The 14,630-nt window shown below is 67.3% G+C and carries 13 protein-coding genes; 7 read left to right on the top strand and 6 right to left on the bottom strand.

Features of this window, described 5'->3' with window-relative positions; translation table 11 throughout:
- Positions 1 to 22: 22 nt before the first annotated feature.
- Positions 23 to 472 (bottom strand): DUF2510 domain-containing protein, encoded by a 450-nt coding sequence (locus ASF54_RS16025; protein ID WP_084815924.1) that lies wholly within the window; start codon positions 470 to 472, stop codon positions 23 to 25.
- A gap of 303 nt (positions 473 to 775) precedes the next feature.
- Between ASF54_RS16025 and chvE the strand changes: the two genes are divergently transcribed.
- The 4 genes from chvE to ASF54_RS03840 all read left to right on the top strand — a co-directional run bounded on the left by chvE (position 776) and on the right by ASF54_RS03840 (position 5,930).
- Positions 776 to 1,903, top strand: coding sequence for a multiple monosaccharide ABC transporter substrate-binding protein (chvE, locus tag ASF54_RS03825; RefSeq protein WP_055959011.1), 1,128 nt, complete (start codon positions 776 to 778; stop codon positions 1,901 to 1,903).
- A 91-nt stretch (positions 1,904 to 1,994) separates the two neighbouring features.
- Positions 1,995 to 3,548 carry a multiple monosaccharide ABC transporter ATP-binding protein gene (gene mmsA / locus ASF54_RS03830; protein ID WP_157510007.1) on the top strand — a complete coding sequence of 518 codons (1,554 nt, stop codon included), beginning with the start codon at positions 1,995 to 1,997 and terminating at the stop codon, positions 3,546 to 3,548.
- Entirely contained in the window at positions 3,532 to 4,770 is a 1,239-nt protein-coding gene (gene mmsB / locus ASF54_RS03835) for a multiple monosaccharide ABC transporter permease (RefSeq protein ID WP_055959014.1), read from the top strand. The genes mmsA and mmsB overlap by 17 nt, the downstream gene beginning before the upstream one ends.
- A 146-nt stretch (positions 4,771 to 4,916) precedes the next feature.
- Positions 4,917 to 5,930, top strand: coding sequence for a LacI family DNA-binding transcriptional regulator (locus ASF54_RS03840; protein ID WP_055959017.1), 1,014 nt, complete (start codon positions 4,917 to 4,919; stop codon positions 5,928 to 5,930).
- Between the two features lie 101 nt (positions 5,931 to 6,031).
- On the opposite strand, the gene ASF54_RS03845 is transcribed toward ASF54_RS03840, so the two are convergent.
- From ASF54_RS03845 to ASF54_RS03865, 5 genes are read right to left on the bottom strand one after another with little or no spacing between them, the layout of a single operon-like run.
- Entirely contained in the window at positions 6,032 to 6,670 is a 639-nt protein-coding gene (locus ASF54_RS03845) for a metal-dependent transcriptional regulator (protein ID WP_055959022.1), read from the bottom strand.
- 11 nt (positions 6,671 to 6,681) lie between these two features.
- Entirely contained in the window at positions 6,682 to 7,950 is a 1,269-nt protein-coding gene (locus ASF54_RS03850) for an Nramp family divalent metal transporter (RefSeq protein WP_442855768.1), read from the bottom strand.
- A 56-nt stretch (positions 7,951 to 8,006) separates the two neighbouring features.
- Positions 8,007 to 8,807 (bottom strand): amino acid ABC transporter ATP-binding protein, encoded by an 801-nt coding sequence (locus ASF54_RS03855; protein WP_055959025.1) that lies wholly within the window; start codon positions 8,805 to 8,807, stop codon positions 8,007 to 8,009.
- Positions 8,804 to 9,676 carry an amino acid ABC transporter permease gene (locus ASF54_RS03860; RefSeq protein ID WP_055959028.1) on the bottom strand — a complete coding sequence of 291 codons (873 nt, stop codon included), beginning with the start codon at positions 9,674 to 9,676 and terminating at the stop codon, positions 8,804 to 8,806. Before ASF54_RS03860 ends, ASF54_RS03855 begins: the two co-directional genes overlap by 4 nt.
- Positions 9,673 to 10,545 (bottom strand): ABC transporter substrate-binding protein, encoded by an 873-nt coding sequence (locus ASF54_RS03865; protein WP_055959031.1) that lies wholly within the window; start codon positions 10,543 to 10,545, stop codon positions 9,673 to 9,675. The genes ASF54_RS03860 and ASF54_RS03865 overlap by 4 nt, the downstream gene beginning before the upstream one ends.
- Before the next feature lie 236 nt (positions 10,546 to 10,781).
- Here ASF54_RS03865 and ASF54_RS03870 point away from each other — a divergent pair, with 236 nt between their 5' ends.
- The 3 genes from ASF54_RS03870 to ASF54_RS03880 are packed head-to-tail and all read left to right on the top strand — an operon-like array spanning position 10,782 to position 14,172.
- A complete protein-coding gene (locus tag ASF54_RS03870; RefSeq protein ID WP_055959034.1) occupies positions 10,782 to 12,356 on the top strand; it encodes an adenosylhomocysteinase in 1,575 nt (524 codons plus the stop codon).
- Positions 12,353 to 13,690, top strand: coding sequence for an amidohydrolase family protein (locus ASF54_RS03875; RefSeq protein WP_326934238.1), 1,338 nt, complete (start codon positions 12,353 to 12,355; stop codon positions 13,688 to 13,690). Before ASF54_RS03870 ends, ASF54_RS03875 begins: the two co-directional genes overlap by 4 nt.
- Positions 13,687 to 14,172, top strand: a complete 486-nt coding sequence (locus ASF54_RS03880; RefSeq protein ID WP_084815925.1) for a cupin domain-containing protein — start codon at positions 13,687 to 13,689, stop codon at positions 14,170 to 14,172. Before ASF54_RS03875 ends, ASF54_RS03880 begins: the two co-directional genes overlap by 4 nt.
- Positions 14,173 to 14,630 lie beyond the last annotated feature (458 nt).

Below are 14,630 nucleotides of genomic sequence, written 5' to 3' on the forward strand. Positions count from 1 at the left end.
TCGAGCGCGTCATCATGTACCCCTAGGGGCGCGCGCGGAGAACGGCCAGACCGAGGGCCTCGAGAAAGGCGCCCCACTCGGTGGGCGTCGTGCGGCTGCTCCGCCGGATCGACGTCTCAGAAAACAGACTCGGCCGAGAACGCGGGCGCGCACCTATGAGAAGGAGGTCGAACGTATCGCCGTTCTTCGACACGAGCACCTCGGAAACGGTGCTGAGAGGGATGTGCTGGAGGGGCGGTCGGTCGAGCTTTGACCGATACAGGAGTGTGTCGCCGACGAGCTCGACGTACCCCGTCACGCCGCGGACGACGAGAGTTGCGGCGGGTAATTCGGGTGATGAGGGAGCCGGTGACGACGAGGATCCGGCCCGCGTCTCGGTCGTCCATCGCGTGCCGTCCCACCACCGCAACACGCCCGGAGTCGCATCCGGATACCAGCCGGCCGGCGCCCCGGGTGGAGGGAGGTCGCTCATGGGCTCTCGCCCCTTTCCGGCGACACCGCCGTTATCCGATTGAGACACAGGTGATTGTGCTTGGGCGACGATACCGCTTACGATTGCCCACAGCTTGTGAGCGCTCACAACGGAGCCGCCCCCACAGCATTCCTGTTTCTCAGCCACATTTCGCCAGCCAAGACATTGGAGTCTCGCCATGACGACCTCTGCGCTCACCTAACTCGCTCCACTTCTCCTCCCCCTCGGGTTTGCCATCGGCATGCCCTGCATCACAACGATCACCCACACAGAGCACTATCCCCACAACACAAAAGGAACATCATGAAGACAAAGAAGTTCTTCGTCGGCGCCGCCGCCATCGGCCTCGCCTTCTCCCTCGCCGCCTGCTCCGGCGGCCGTGGCGCCACTAACACCGACGCCGGCTCGGGCGACAACAAGGGTGCCCTCATCGGCGTCGCGATGCCGACCAAGGTCTCCGAGCGCTGGATCAAAGACGGCAACGCCGTCAAGAGCGACCTCGAGAAAAAGGGCTACAAGGTCGACCTCGAGTACGCCGACAACAAGATCCCGACGCAGGCCCAGCAGGTCAGCAACATGATCACCAAGGGCGCCAAGGTGCTCATCGTCGCCTCGATCGACGGTGGCTCGCTCAGCGACCAGCTCGACTCGGCAGCCAAGGCCGGAATCAAGGTCATCTCGTACGACCGTCTCCTCACCGGCTCGAAGAACGTCGACTACTACGTCTCGTTCGACAACTACAAGGTCGGCGTCGACCAGGCCACCAGCCTTCTGACCGGACTCGGCGTTCTCGACGCCGATGGCAAGAAGACCGGCGACAAGAAGGGCCTCAACATCGAGCTCTTCGCCGGTAGCCCCGACGACAACAACGCCACGTTCTTCTTCAACGGCGCGATGGCCACCCTCAAGCCCTATATCGCCGACGGCACCCTCGTCGTGGGCTCGGGTCAGACCGGCTTCACGCAGGCCGCCACGCTGCAGTGGGACCCGGCTACCGCCAAGGCTCGTATGCAGAACCTGATCGCGAAGTCGTACTCCGGCGGAAAGAACGTCGACGGCATCCTCTCGCCCTACGACGGCATCTCGATCGGCATCATCTCGGCGCTTCAGGGTGCTGGCTACGGAACCTCGTCGAAGCCGCTCCCGGTCATCACCGGCCAGGACGCCGAAGCCGCTTCGGTCAAGTCGATCATCGCGGGTGAGCAGTACTCCACCATCTACAAAGACACGCGCCAGCTGGCCACCGAGTCCGTCACGATGGCCGACGACCTGCTGAACGGCAAGACCCCCGAGGTCAACGACACCAAGAGCTACGACAACAAGGTCAAGGTCGTCCCGACCTACCTGTTCCAGCCCACCGTCGTCACGAAGGACAACTACCAGAAGGTCCTCATCGACAGCGGCTACTACACCGAGGCCGACCTCAAGTAGGTCGCCCCGGGGCGAGGCGGGCCGCGTACTCCGTGGCCCGCCTCGCTCTTCTGCCCCACATCCCCACTCAGAACCCGAGCAAGGAGCCCCTGTGGCGAACACCATCCTCGAGATGCGTGAGATCACCAAGACCTTCCCCGGCGTCAAAGCCCTCCAAGACGTCACTCTGGAGGTCGAACGCGGCCAGGTCCACGCGATCTGCGGCGAAAACGGCGCTGGCAAGTCGACGCTGATGAAGGTGCTCTCCGGCGTCTACCCCGCCGGAAGCTTCGACGGCCAGATCCTCCTCGACGGCAAGGCCGTCGACTTCAAGAACATCAACGACTCCGAAGACGCGGGCGTCGTCATCATCCACCAGGAGCTGGCCCTCAGCCCGTTCCTGTCGATCGCCGAGAACATCTTCCTCGGCAACGAGCGGTCGAAGCTCGGTTTCATCGACTGGAACGACACCAACCTCGAGGCGGCCAAGCTGCTCGCCCGGGTCGGCCTGCGCGACAACCCGATCACGAAGATCGTCGACATCGGAGTCGGCAAGCAGCAGCTGGTCGAGATCGCGAAGGCGCTCTCCAAGAAGGTCAAGATCCTGATCCTCGACGAGCCGACGGCCGCGCTGAACGACGACGACTCCGCCCACCTGCTCGACCTCATCAAGAGCCTGCAGGGCCAGGGCATCACGTCGATCATCATCAGCCACAAGCTCAACGAGATCAAGGCGATCGCCGACAAGGTCACGATCATCCGCGACGGCAAGACCATCGAGACGCTCGACGTCCATGCCGGGGAGGTCTCCGAAGACCGCATCATCAAGGCGATGGTCGGTCGCGATCTCGAAAGCCGCTACCCCGACCACACGTCGAACATCGGCGAGGAGCTCCTGCGGATCGAGGATTGGACCGTCCACCACCCGCTCGACGCCACCCGCGAGGTCGTCCATCACGCCAACCTGAACGTGCGCGCCGGTGAGATCGTCGGCATCGCAGGCCTCATGGGCGCCGGTCGCACCGAGCTCGCCATGAGTGTGTTCGGCCACAGCTACGGCACCAACATCTCGGGCACCGTCTACAAGCGGGGCACGCCGATCAAGACGAACACCGTGTCGAATGCCATCAAGAACGGTCTGGCATACGCCACCGAAGACCGCAAGCGATACGGCCTCAACCTGATCGACGACATCAAGCGGAACATCTCTGGTGCGGCGCTGAACAAGCTCGAGCACCTCGGCTTCGTCGACGCCTCGAAAGAGACGATCGTCGCAGACAAGTACCGCAAAGACATGAACATCAAGGCCCCGAACGTCTCGGTGCTCACCGGCAAGCTGTCGGGCGGCAACCAGCAGAAGGTCGTCCTCTCGAAGTGGATGTACTCGGATCCTGACGTCCTCATCCTCGATGAGCCCACCCGGGGCATCGACGTCGGTGCGAAGTACGAGATCTACACGATCATCAACCAACTCGCCGACCAGGGGAAGGGCGTCATCGTCATCTCCTCCGAGCTGCCCGAGCTGCTCGGCATCTGCGACCGCATCTACACACTCTCGGAGGGGCGCATCACAGCGGACGTACCGCGTGACCAGGCCACCCCCGAGTTCCTTCTGAAGCACATGACCCAAGAACGAGAGGCTCCCGTCAATGAGCGCGACATCTGAGCTCAAGTCACCCCGCCAGGACCTCGTTCCTGGCAAGCAGCCCGGACCACTGGGGTTGGCCACCCGCTACCTTGCGGGCCAGCTGCGCCAGATCGGCCTCTTCATCGCGCTGATCGTGATCGTCCTGTTCTTCCAGATCACGACAAATGGCATCACCTTGGCTCCGATCAACGTGTCGAACCTGGTGATCCAGAACAGCTATATCCTGATCCTCGCGATCGGCATGGTGATGATCATCATCGCCGGCCACATCGACCTCTCGGTCGGTTCGGTCGTCGCGTTCATCGGTGCCATGTCGGGTGTCATGATCACGCAGTGGGGCCTTCCCTGGTGGGCGGCGATCATCCTCTGCCTCATCCTCGGAGCCCTCGTCGGCGCCTGGCAGGGGTTCTGGGTCGCCTACTTCGGCATCCCGGCGTTCATCGTCACGCTCGCCGGAATGCTCGCATTCCGCGGCGCGGCCCAGATCGCTCTGGGCGGCGCTCAGATCTCCCCGTTCCCCGCACCGTTCCGCGCCCTCGGCTCGGGCTTCTTGCCCGCAATCGGCACGTCGGGCTACGAGCCGCTGACCCTCATCATCGGCGGCGTGGCTGCCGTGGCGCTTGTCATCAGCGGATTACGTGGTCGGGCGGTCCGACGCAAGTACGAGCTCGAGGACGAGCCATTCGCCTGGTTCATCGTCAAGCTGGCCTTCACGGTCGTCCTCGTCGGCTACGTGGCGTACCTGCTGTCGAGCTACAGCGGCACGCCGATCGTCCTCGTCGTCCTCGGTGCGCTGGTCATCATCTACGCGTCGGTGATGCGTAATTCCGTCTTCGGTCGCCACACCTACGCAATCGGCGGAAACCTCCAGGCCGCCGCGCTCTCGGGTATCAAGACGAAGCGCGTCACCTTCCTGCTGTTCGTCAACATGGGTGTCATCTCGGCTCTCGCCGGACTCGTGTTCACCGGACAGCTGAACCTCGCCAGCCCGAGCGCCGGAAACGGCTTCGAGCTCGACGCCATCGCGGCCGTCTTCATCGGTGGCGCTGCCGTCACCGGTGGTATCGGAACCGTGCCGGGCGCCATCGTCGGTGGTCTCATCATCGGAATCCTGAACAACGGTATGTCGATCCTCGGTGTGCAGACGGAGTACCAGTCGCTCATCAAGGGCCTCGTGCTCTTGGCCGCGGTCGCGTTCGACGTGTTCAACAAGCGCCGCGCCGCCTCGTCGATCAAGTAGACGAAGCGCACATCCCCGGCAATCGGCCCCGAACGCTCGTCGTTCGGGGCCGTTCGCCTTTCGTCGGGCGACCCGACACGAGATTCAGCCGACACCCGTAGGCCAGCCCGATGTGAGCGATCACATGCCACCCGAAGGACACCCCCGTGAAGGCACTCAAGACGCGACAGGCGACGATCTTCGACGTGGCGCGACTGGCCGGGGTCTCGCACCAAACCGTCTCGCGCGTGCTGAACGACCTGCCGAACGTCCGCCCGACGACCCGCGACAAGGTCGAGGTCGCCATCCGCCAGCTGAGCTACACCCCCTCCCCCGCGGCGCGGGCCCTGGTCACCCGGCGCTCGGCCACCATCGCGGTCTTGAACACGGGCGCAGCCGACTTCGGACCGGCGAGCATCGCGATCGGTCTGTGTGAGGCAGCCGGGCCCGCGAACTACACCGTGACGATGTCGAACTCGGGTGGGTCGGATCCTGAATCCATCCGCTCCGTGATCGTGCAGTTCGTGCGGCAGAACGTCGAGGCCATCGTCGTGATCGCTGCCCGCAGTGCAAGCCTCGAGGCGCTCTCGGGCATCGACCTCGACATTCCCCTGCTGACGATCGAATCGGCCGGACGCCCCGGATTCCACAGCGTCTCACTCGACCAGTACCGGGGCGCTCGCCTGGCGGTCCGCCACCTGATCGACCTCGGCCACACGCGCATCGAGCACGTGGCCGGGCCCTCCGACTCCCTCGACGCTCTCGAGCGACTGCGCGGCTGGCGGGACGAGCTCGGTGAGGCCGGCATCGCGGCCCCCCGCCCCCTGCAGGGATCCTGGACACCCGACTCAGGATCCGACGCGGCCACAGAACTGCTCGCCCGGTCGGATCGCGGCACGGCCGTGTTCGTCGCCAACGACCAGATGGCACTCGGCTTCATGCACACGCTCGAGCGCGCCGGCATCCACGTGCCCGACGACATCAGCGTGATCGGCTACGACGACATCCCCGAGGCCGCGTACTTCACTCCGCCGTTGACCACGATGAAGCAGGACTTCGACGCGCTGGGTCGCCAGATCATGGGGCATCTGCTCGAGGTGCTGCGGGATCCTGCTGCTCCCTCGCCGACGCGGTTCGTGCCGTCGCTCGTCGTTCGGGAGTCGGTGCGGGCGCTTCGGTAGTGAGCTGCTCTGCAGTGCGAGGTCGCGCGAATCGGCCGGCATCGCGCGCCGCGGCGCTGTGACCTTGGCCGATTCACGCGAGGTCGGCGGGCCGAATCAGGTCAGGTCGCGAGCCCGGAAGCAATCGACGCGACGGGAACCACCCAAATATCGCCGACCCCCTCGCCCACGGAGACCGAACTGACAATGGCCCCGGGCACGAGACCGAGCTGCTGCGCCCGGACGAGCTCCGATGGGTCGGCGTCAGACACGCGCACGACCCGGTACTCCCCGGGAGGCGCCACCGCAAGGCGCACTGCGTCGCCCGGCACGGCCGTCGCGCCGTCCCGAGACGGAATCGGGTCGCCGTGCGGGTCGGCGACGGGCCGCCCGAGGAAGTCGTCGATTCGATCGATCAGCGTCGTCGACACGGCATGCTCGAGTCGCTCCGCCTCGTCGTGCACCTCGCTCCAGCCGTAGCCGAGGCTGGTGACGAGAAACGTCTCGATCAGCCGGTGTCGCCGAACCATGTCGAGCGCGAAGCTCGTTCCGCGAGGCGTGAGACTGACCGGACGATAGGGCTCGTAGTCGACGAGGCCCTGGGTTGCGAGCCGGCGCATCGTGTCGGTGACGTTGGCGGGAGTCGTGCCGAACCGCTCGGCGAGGCCCTTTGCCGTGATCGGCGGATCGCCCCACTCCGTCGCCGCCCAGATCGCCTTGACGTAATCCTGGGCGACGGAGCTGATCGAATCGGTGTCCACGGCTGTCGACTCTACGGCCCGGCCACTGTCAACACGACGAGCACCACGTTGAGCAGGCCGATCGAAGCAGTAACGACCCAGGCGACGACGGTCAGGATCCGGTGGTTTGCAAACACCCCCATGATCGAGTGGTCGCTGGTGTACTTCACCAGCGGCACCAGCGCGAACGGGATGCCGATGCTCAGCAAAACCTGGCTGAGAACGAGCGCCCGGGTCGGTTCGAATCCCGTCGACAGGATGACCAGCGCCGGGATGAGGGTGACGACTCGGCGCACCAGGAGGGGGATGCGGAGGTGCAGCAGCCCCGCCATGATCGTGGAGCCGGCATAGCACCCGACCGACGTCGAGGCGAGGCCGGACGCGAGGAGCCCGACACCGAAGATCACCCCGACGGCCGGGCCGAGGGCCGCCACTACGGCGGCGTGGGCCCCCTCGATCGTGTCGGTGCCGTCGACACCACGAAGGCTCGAGGCGGCGAGCAGCAGCATGGCGACGTTGACCGTGCCGGCGAGCACAAGAGCGAGCACGACGTCGACGCGCGTCGCTTTGAGGAGCCGTCGGATCCTGGGCTCTTCGAGGGTGGCGCCGTGCCGGTCGCGAGCGAGCCCCGAATGCAGGTAGATGGCATGGGGCATCACCGTCGCGCCCAGCATGCTGGCGGCCAGCAGCACCGTCTGCGTGCCCTCGAAGCGCGGCACGATGCCGGCGGCCGCGTCGCTCCACGAGACCGGGCTGACGACGACCCCGGCGAGGAACCCGATCGCGATGATGGCGAGAAGCGCGATGATGACGAACTCGAACGGTCGCTGCCCTCGACGCGACTGGATCGACAGCAGCACCATCGAGACGACGCCGACGATCAGCCCGCCGAGGGGTAGCGGAACGCCGAAGAGGATCTGCAGCGCGATGGCGCCGCCGATCACCTCGGCGAGGTCGGTGCCCGCGGCGATCACCTCGGCCTGCGCCCAGAAGAGGAGCCGTCGCCGTCGAGGCAGCCGCTCCCCCAGCAGCTCGGGCAGGCTGCGGCCGGTGACGAGACCGAGCTTCGCCGACAGGTACTGGATGATCACGGCCATCACGTTCGCGGCGACGAGCACCCAGACGAGCAGGTAGCCATACGAGGCACCGGCGGTCAGGTTCGCGGCGACATTGCCGGGGTCGACGTAGGCGATCGCAGCGACGAACGCGGGGCCCAACAACCACAGCAGTCGGGCCTCGGGGCGCGCACCGGGTTTCGGGCCGCGCTCGCGCGCCAGGGTCGTCGTCTCGGAGTCGCTCACAAAGTTAAGCTAGCTTAAACTGTCGGCGTCCGCCCATGTCGGCGCCGCCGAGGTTGTCAGTGCGAGACGCGCGACAGGAACTCCTTCAGAGCGGGGTGCCGCGGCGAGTCGAGCAGCTCGGCAGGCGGGCCCTCCTCGACGACCTCGCCGAGATGCAAGAACACGATGCGGTCGGCGACCTTCCGGGCGAACGACATCTCGTGAGTCGTCATCAGGATGGTCGAGCCCTGCTCTTTGAGCTCGGTCACCAAGTCGAGCACCTCGCCGACCAGGAGCGGGTCGAGAGCGCTCGTCACCTCGTCGAGCAGCAGCAGCTCGGGGTTCGTGGCGATGGCCCGGACGATCGCGACCCGCTGCTGCTGGCCGCCCGAGAGGCGGTCCGGATACGACGAAGCGAAGGATCCGAGACCGACCCGCTCCAGCAACCGCCTGGCCTCCGTCTCGGCCGCGGGCTTCGCCACGCCGTGAACCTTGCGCGCCGCGAGCGTGACATTGGCCAGCACGGTGAGATGCGGAAAGAGGTTGAACTGCTGGAAGACGACACCGATGCGCGACCTTGTGCGGTCGACGTCGATGCGAGGGTCGCTGATGTCGGCCCCCTGGAGCAGGATCTGGCCGTCATCGATGGATTCGAGCAGATTCGCGGTCTTGAGGAGCGTGGATTTGCCGGATCCTGAGGCTCCGATCACGACGATCACCTCGTGCGCGTGCAGCGTCAGATCGATGCCGCGGAGCACGGCGACGTCGCCGAACGACTTGCGGATGCCGCGAAGCTCCAGGACGGGGGCGGGTGTGCTGGACGCTGATGTCTGGTCGTCGCGGCTCTGATTCTGGTGACTCTGGGTGTCGGGGCTCATACGGCACCGCCGATCTGCTCGCGGCGCTGTTGGCGTCTCGCGAGGCCATCCGTCAGGCGGATCAACGGCAGGCTGATCAGCACGAACAGGAGCCCTGCGACGAAGTACGGAGTGAAGTTGAAGGTCTCGGCCTGAGCGATGTTGGCCGCGCGGACCGCGTCGACCGCCCCGAGGATCGAGACCAGACCGACGTCTTTCTGCATCGAGACAAAGTCGTTCATGAGCGCGGGCGTGACCTTGCGAAGCCCCTGCGGCAGCACGACCAAGCGGAGCGTCTGCGCGTGCGAGAGCCCCAGCGACCGGGCCGCGAGGCGCTGCGACGGGTGGACCGCCTCCATGCCGGCACGGAGCACCTCGGCCACGTACGACGAGTAGGTGACGATGATCGCGACCGTGCCCCACACCTCCGCCGGGAGCCGCGGGAAGATGCCGAGCCCCGGGATCCCGTAGCCGACGAGGTAGAGCACGATGATCAGCGGCAGACCGCGAAAGAGATCGGTGTAGCCGGTCGCGACGACCCGCAGCGGGAAGAACACCGGGCTGCGAAGACCGCGGATCACGGCGAGGAGCGTGGCGAAGATCGCCACGCCGATGCTCGCGAAGAAGAGGATCCGCACGTTGAGCCACAGGCCCTGCAGGATGCTCGGGAACGTGTCGACCGCCACGCCCGGATCGAAGAAAGACTGCTGCACCGTCGCCCAGCCCGGAGTGTTGACGACGCCGACCCAGACGAGGGCCACGACGACCACGGTCGACACGATGCTCACCAGGATCGACTGGCGCCCGCGCCGCGACCGGTAGAGACGCCGCTCGACCTCGATCTGAGACGGAGGCGCCGCTACGACGGCGGCGCCATCGCCGGCTGTCACTTGAGGATCGGCACGTCGACCTCGGTCGACAGCCACTTCTTCGTCAGGGCCTCCAGCGTGCCGTCGCTCTTCAGCGTGTCGACCGCGGTCTTCACCTTGTTAGTGAGCGCCGATCCCTTGGGCAGGACGATGCCGAACTTGTCGCCGTTGCCGTCGTCGGCGAACTGGCCGATGATCTTGCCGTCATCGAGCTGGGCCGACGACATGTAGAACGCGGTGGGGAGGTCGGTGACGACAGCATCGATCTGACCCGACTTCAGTGCCAGCACGGCGTCGTCGTTCGAGTTGAACACCTGCGGGGTCGTGCCGAGCTCGTCTTTGGCGACGGTGAGGCTCGTCGTGCCGGTCGCGACGCCGACCTTGAGGCCCTTCAGTCCGGCGATGTCGGTCACGCCCGCGGCGGCGGACTTGCTCGTCGTGACGACGGCCTGCGTGGTCGTGTAATAGGCCGGAGAGAAGTCGACGGCCTTCTCGCGCTGAGCGGTGATCGAGAACTGCTGGATGTTGAGATCCCAGTCTTTCGCGCCGGGCGCGATGGCCGAGTCGAAGGTGCTGCGCGTCCACACCACGTCGGACTTCTTGTAGCCGAGCTCGTCGGCGACCGCGTAGGCGACGGCAGACTCGAAGCCCTTGCCCGACTCGGGCTTGTTGTCGTCGATCCAGGGCGAGTAGGCGGGCTGGCCGGTCGCGATCGTCAGCTTGCCGTCGGTGACGGTGTCGCTGCTGCCGTTGCCGCCATTGCCGCCGCCGCTCGAGCAGGCGGTGAGGGCAACGGCCGTGAGGAGCGCTGCGGCACCGGCGAGGGCCGCTGTGCGGCGGCCGACGCGGCGCGAGGTGCGGGGGCTGGAACGGGGGCTGAGTCGGGTCACGGGAGGGCCTTCGGTCAGGGGGTGAAGTCTGGATAGTACCGTCCCGCGCGCCGCACGTGTGACGGTCGCGTCACAGAGCGTCTCGGGCGGCGGGTGCCGGACGTGTGCCGCGAGATGGCCTTATCAACGGCATCTGCCGTTGCTCCCCGCAGATTCGGCCATCTCGCGGGGGCCGGCCCCGCCGTGGTGCCACTCCCCGCGACCGGGCACGCCTCTACCCTTGCCATACTGATGGCATGCCCGAGCCGGATGCCGCCGCACCACACGACGAGACCGACACCCGCACCGACGCCGACCGAAAGACCGACGCCGACCTCGCCTCGTCCGCCGTCCGTCGGTTCGCACGGGCGACGAACCAGGTCATCGCCGGAAAGACCTTCAGGATCCGCGGAACCGCCCCCGCACTCGACCTACTCCTGCGCGATCTCGGCGCCCGACCGGCCGCCGCAGGGCACGACGCCGATCTCGACTGGTTCGCGGCCGTCGACCACGACGCCGAGCCGACCATCGCCCTCCCGAACCGCGGCGACGCGACGGGCCGCATTGACTGGGCTCGACGCCACATGACGGTGTCGGGCCGGCTGGCAGCCGCGCTCACCCACGACGGGATCGTGCGCGGAGTGCGGATCGGCATCGCGATGGTGCTCGAACCAAAGACCGCCGTGCTTGCCCTCCTGCTGCGCGACGCCGGCGCCGAGGTCGTCGTGTACGCGCACGCCGATGAGACCGACGACGAGGTCGCCGACGCCCTCCGCACGCAGGGGCTCGAAGTGTTCGCCGACTCCCGCGCCACGCTCGCCGAGCAGCGTGGCCTTGCGGTATACCTGCTCGATCGACGACCCGCCTTCCTTCTCGACGACGGGTCGCACGTGATCCGGCTCGCTCACGAGATCGGGCATCCGGCGCTCGACACGATGGTCGGAGCAGCAGAAGAGACGACGAGCGGATTGCGGCCGTTGCGGATCCTCGCCCGGCGACACGAACTCGTGATTCCCGTGATCGCGGTGAACGACGCGCGAACGAAGACGTACTTCGACAACCGCTACGGCACGGGCCAGTCGTGCGTGTTCGCGATTCTCGATCTGCTCGACACGCTGCCCGAGACGCCGGTTCGAGCAGGATCCCGCGCCACCGTCGCCGGATTCGGCCCCGTGGGCGAGGGCGTTGCCCAGGTGCTCGCGGCACTGGGCCTCACCGTGACTGTGGCCGAGACCGATCCGGTGCGAGCGCTCCAGGCCGTGTACGCCGGGTACGACGTCGCAGAGCTCGCGGTCGCTGCCAGCCAGTCTGACCTGATCGTCTCGGCGACCGGCGTGCGCGAGACGGTCTCGCTCGAGGTGCTGCGAGCCACTCGCGAGGGTGCCGTGGTCGCTGTCGCGGGCGGCGTCGACCAGGAGGTCGCGCTCGACGCGGCTGCCGAGGCCGGGGCCACTCGCGAGCCCGTCGTGCCCAAGATAGAACGGCTGACCATGTCGGGTGGCCCTAGCCTCCTCCTGCTTGACGACGGTGGCTGCATCAACATCACCGCCGCCGAGGGCAACCCGATCGAGATCATGGACCTCTCGTTCGCGGTGCAGCTCGAGGCGGTGCGCATGCTCGTCGACAGCGGCTCGACGCTCGAGCCCGGTGTGCATGCGCTTGGCCCGAAGGCGGATCGGGTGATCGCGACCGAGGCCCTGGCAGCTTGGGGCATCGCGGCTCCGGGGGCGGTCGCCGAGGCCAGGGCGCCCCGGGGCGGCGACTCGGACGGCGATTCCGCGGATCCTCGGACCACCCGTTTTGGGCCCCTCGGCCCGGAGGCGCGCTCGTGACCACCCCCGCCCGCGACTTCTCGCCCGTCGTCGTGCACTCGGCACGCATTGTCGTGCCGATGACTGCGCCGCCGATCCTCGACGGGGCGGTCGCCGTGCAGAGCGGTCGAATCCTCCACGTCGGAGAGCGCTCCTGGGTGCTCGATCGGCTCGGCGCGAGCCGGCTCCGCTGGAGCGAGCGGCACTGGCCGGGTGCGATCCTGCCCGGTCTCGTGAACGCACACTCGCACCTGCAGTACACCGGAATGGCGAGCGTCGGCGAGGGCTCGTACAACGGCTTCGACGACTGGGCGAAGTCGTTCGGAGCCGTCTACTCGGGCCCGCACGACTGGGCCGCCGAGGCCGCTCGCGGCGCCGAGCTGTCGATTGTCGCGGGCGTCACGAGCGTCTCCGACGTGGTCACCGACATGGAGGCGGCCTCGGCGCTCGGCGACGCCGGGCTCGGCGGCATCGCCTACTGGGAGGTGATGGACTGGGAGAACGAGGCCTGGGCCGAACGCGGGCGCGACCAGATCTTGGACGAGCTGAGGAGGATCCCGGCGGACCCGGGCGTGGGCCTCTCGCCGCACGCGCCGTATTCGCTCGACGTCGAACCGCTCCTGGAGCTGCCCGACATCGTCCGGCAGCGCGGGCTCCGCCTGCACCTGCACCTGGGCGAGTCGGCGTTCGAGGGCGAACGTGGAATGGAGCCGGGTGGCTCGTCGACCGGCGACTCGGCCGCGGGTGGGCATGACGCCTGGCATTTCGTCGGCGTGCCGAGCTTCCGGGCACTCCGCGAGCTGGGATTCGGTGCCAGCGCCACGGCGTTCGTCGACCGGCTCGGCGTGCTCGGCCCCGACTGCCACGTGGCACACGGCGTCTACATGACCGCCGACGACCGCGCTCTGCTCCGGGCCCGCGGCACCACGGTCGCCCTGTGCCCCCGATCGAACGCGGTCATCGGCCTCGATCCTCCCCCCGTCGCCGACTACCTGCTCGAGGGCAGTGCCATCGCCGTGGGCACCGACTCGCTGTCGTCGTCGCCTTCGCTCGACCCGCTGGCCGATGTGACCGCGTTGCACCTGATCGCCCGGTCGCAGGGCTACGCCCGGCACGACCTGCACGAGCGCCTGCTCACTGCGGCGACTCTCGGCGGCGCCCACGCGATGGGGCTCGACGTCGGGCCTGACCGCGTCGGCCATCTCGCCGTGGGAGCCCGGGCCGACCTCGCCGTGTTCGACGTCGATGCGCGCACCGTTCCCGACGCGTACGCCGAACTCGTCGAGGACGGCGCCGGTCGATGCGTCTCCACGATCATCCGCGGCGTCGTCCGCCACCAGAAGGAGCCCACATGAACGCCGTTCCCCCCGTGCCCCCATTCGCCGGTGCAGTCGCCAGGTGTTCGGTCGAGGGCGTCGTCCTCGAGTGGCTCGCTGTCCCGCCGCGAGCCTCGGCCCTCGACCTCGAACCCCACCCCGAGGGCGGCTGGTACCGACGTACGTGGACTTCCTGCGCCGCGACCTCGACCCCCGGCGGCGAACGGCCCGCAGCCACGCTGATCCTGTTCCTGCTGCCGCCCGGCGAGGCATCGGCGTGGCACCGGGTGACGTCGGACGAGATCTGGCTGTGGCACGGGCCGGATCCCGTGCTGCTCGAACTCGGCGGCGATGGTGAGGCCCCCGGGGCGTCGACCGGGATCCTTCTCGATGGCTCGTCGACGCAGGGGTTCGTGCCTGCGGGAGTCTGGCAGCGGACCGTGCCCTCGGACGGCGAGGCGCTGGTGTCGTGTGTCGTGTCGCCGGGCTTCTCGTTTGCCGACTTCACGCTGGCCGACTGACACCCGGGCTTTCCGCTGGGTGCCCGGGCGTTCCGCTGGGTGCCCGGTAGGAGTCTGCTCGACCGGGCAGCGAGAACGGCGTAGGTTTCTCTGTGCAAAGAATTTTATTCTTTGCGACGACCGTCGGGCGCCCCTGCCCGTGAAGCTAGTGCCCCGCTCGATCGTCAGGGCCGTACCTCGTGTTGAGAGGTGCGGCCCTTCTCATCGCCCGAAGCGTGTCGCCTCGGTGATGCGGTCACCCGTCGATAACGAGTGCGATCGAGACGTCCGCGAACCCGGTGCCCTGCCGTGAAGCTACCCACGGGCCCGCGGAACGTCGTTGCCGACCAGATTTGGCGGACTCGCCCACCGTACGAGACAACGGAATGCGATTTCTACCCCTGTACACCGTGCTGCTCACGAGGTACTTTAATCCCAGGTCAAGTCCGCTTTTCGCTAGTTGAGATAGCTAGTTGACT

It is taken from the genome of Frondihabitans sp. Leaf304, assembly GCF_001423105.1.
In the GTDB taxonomy this organism is placed as follows: domain Bacteria; phylum Actinomycetota; class Actinomycetes; order Actinomycetales; family Microbacteriaceae; genus Frondihabitans.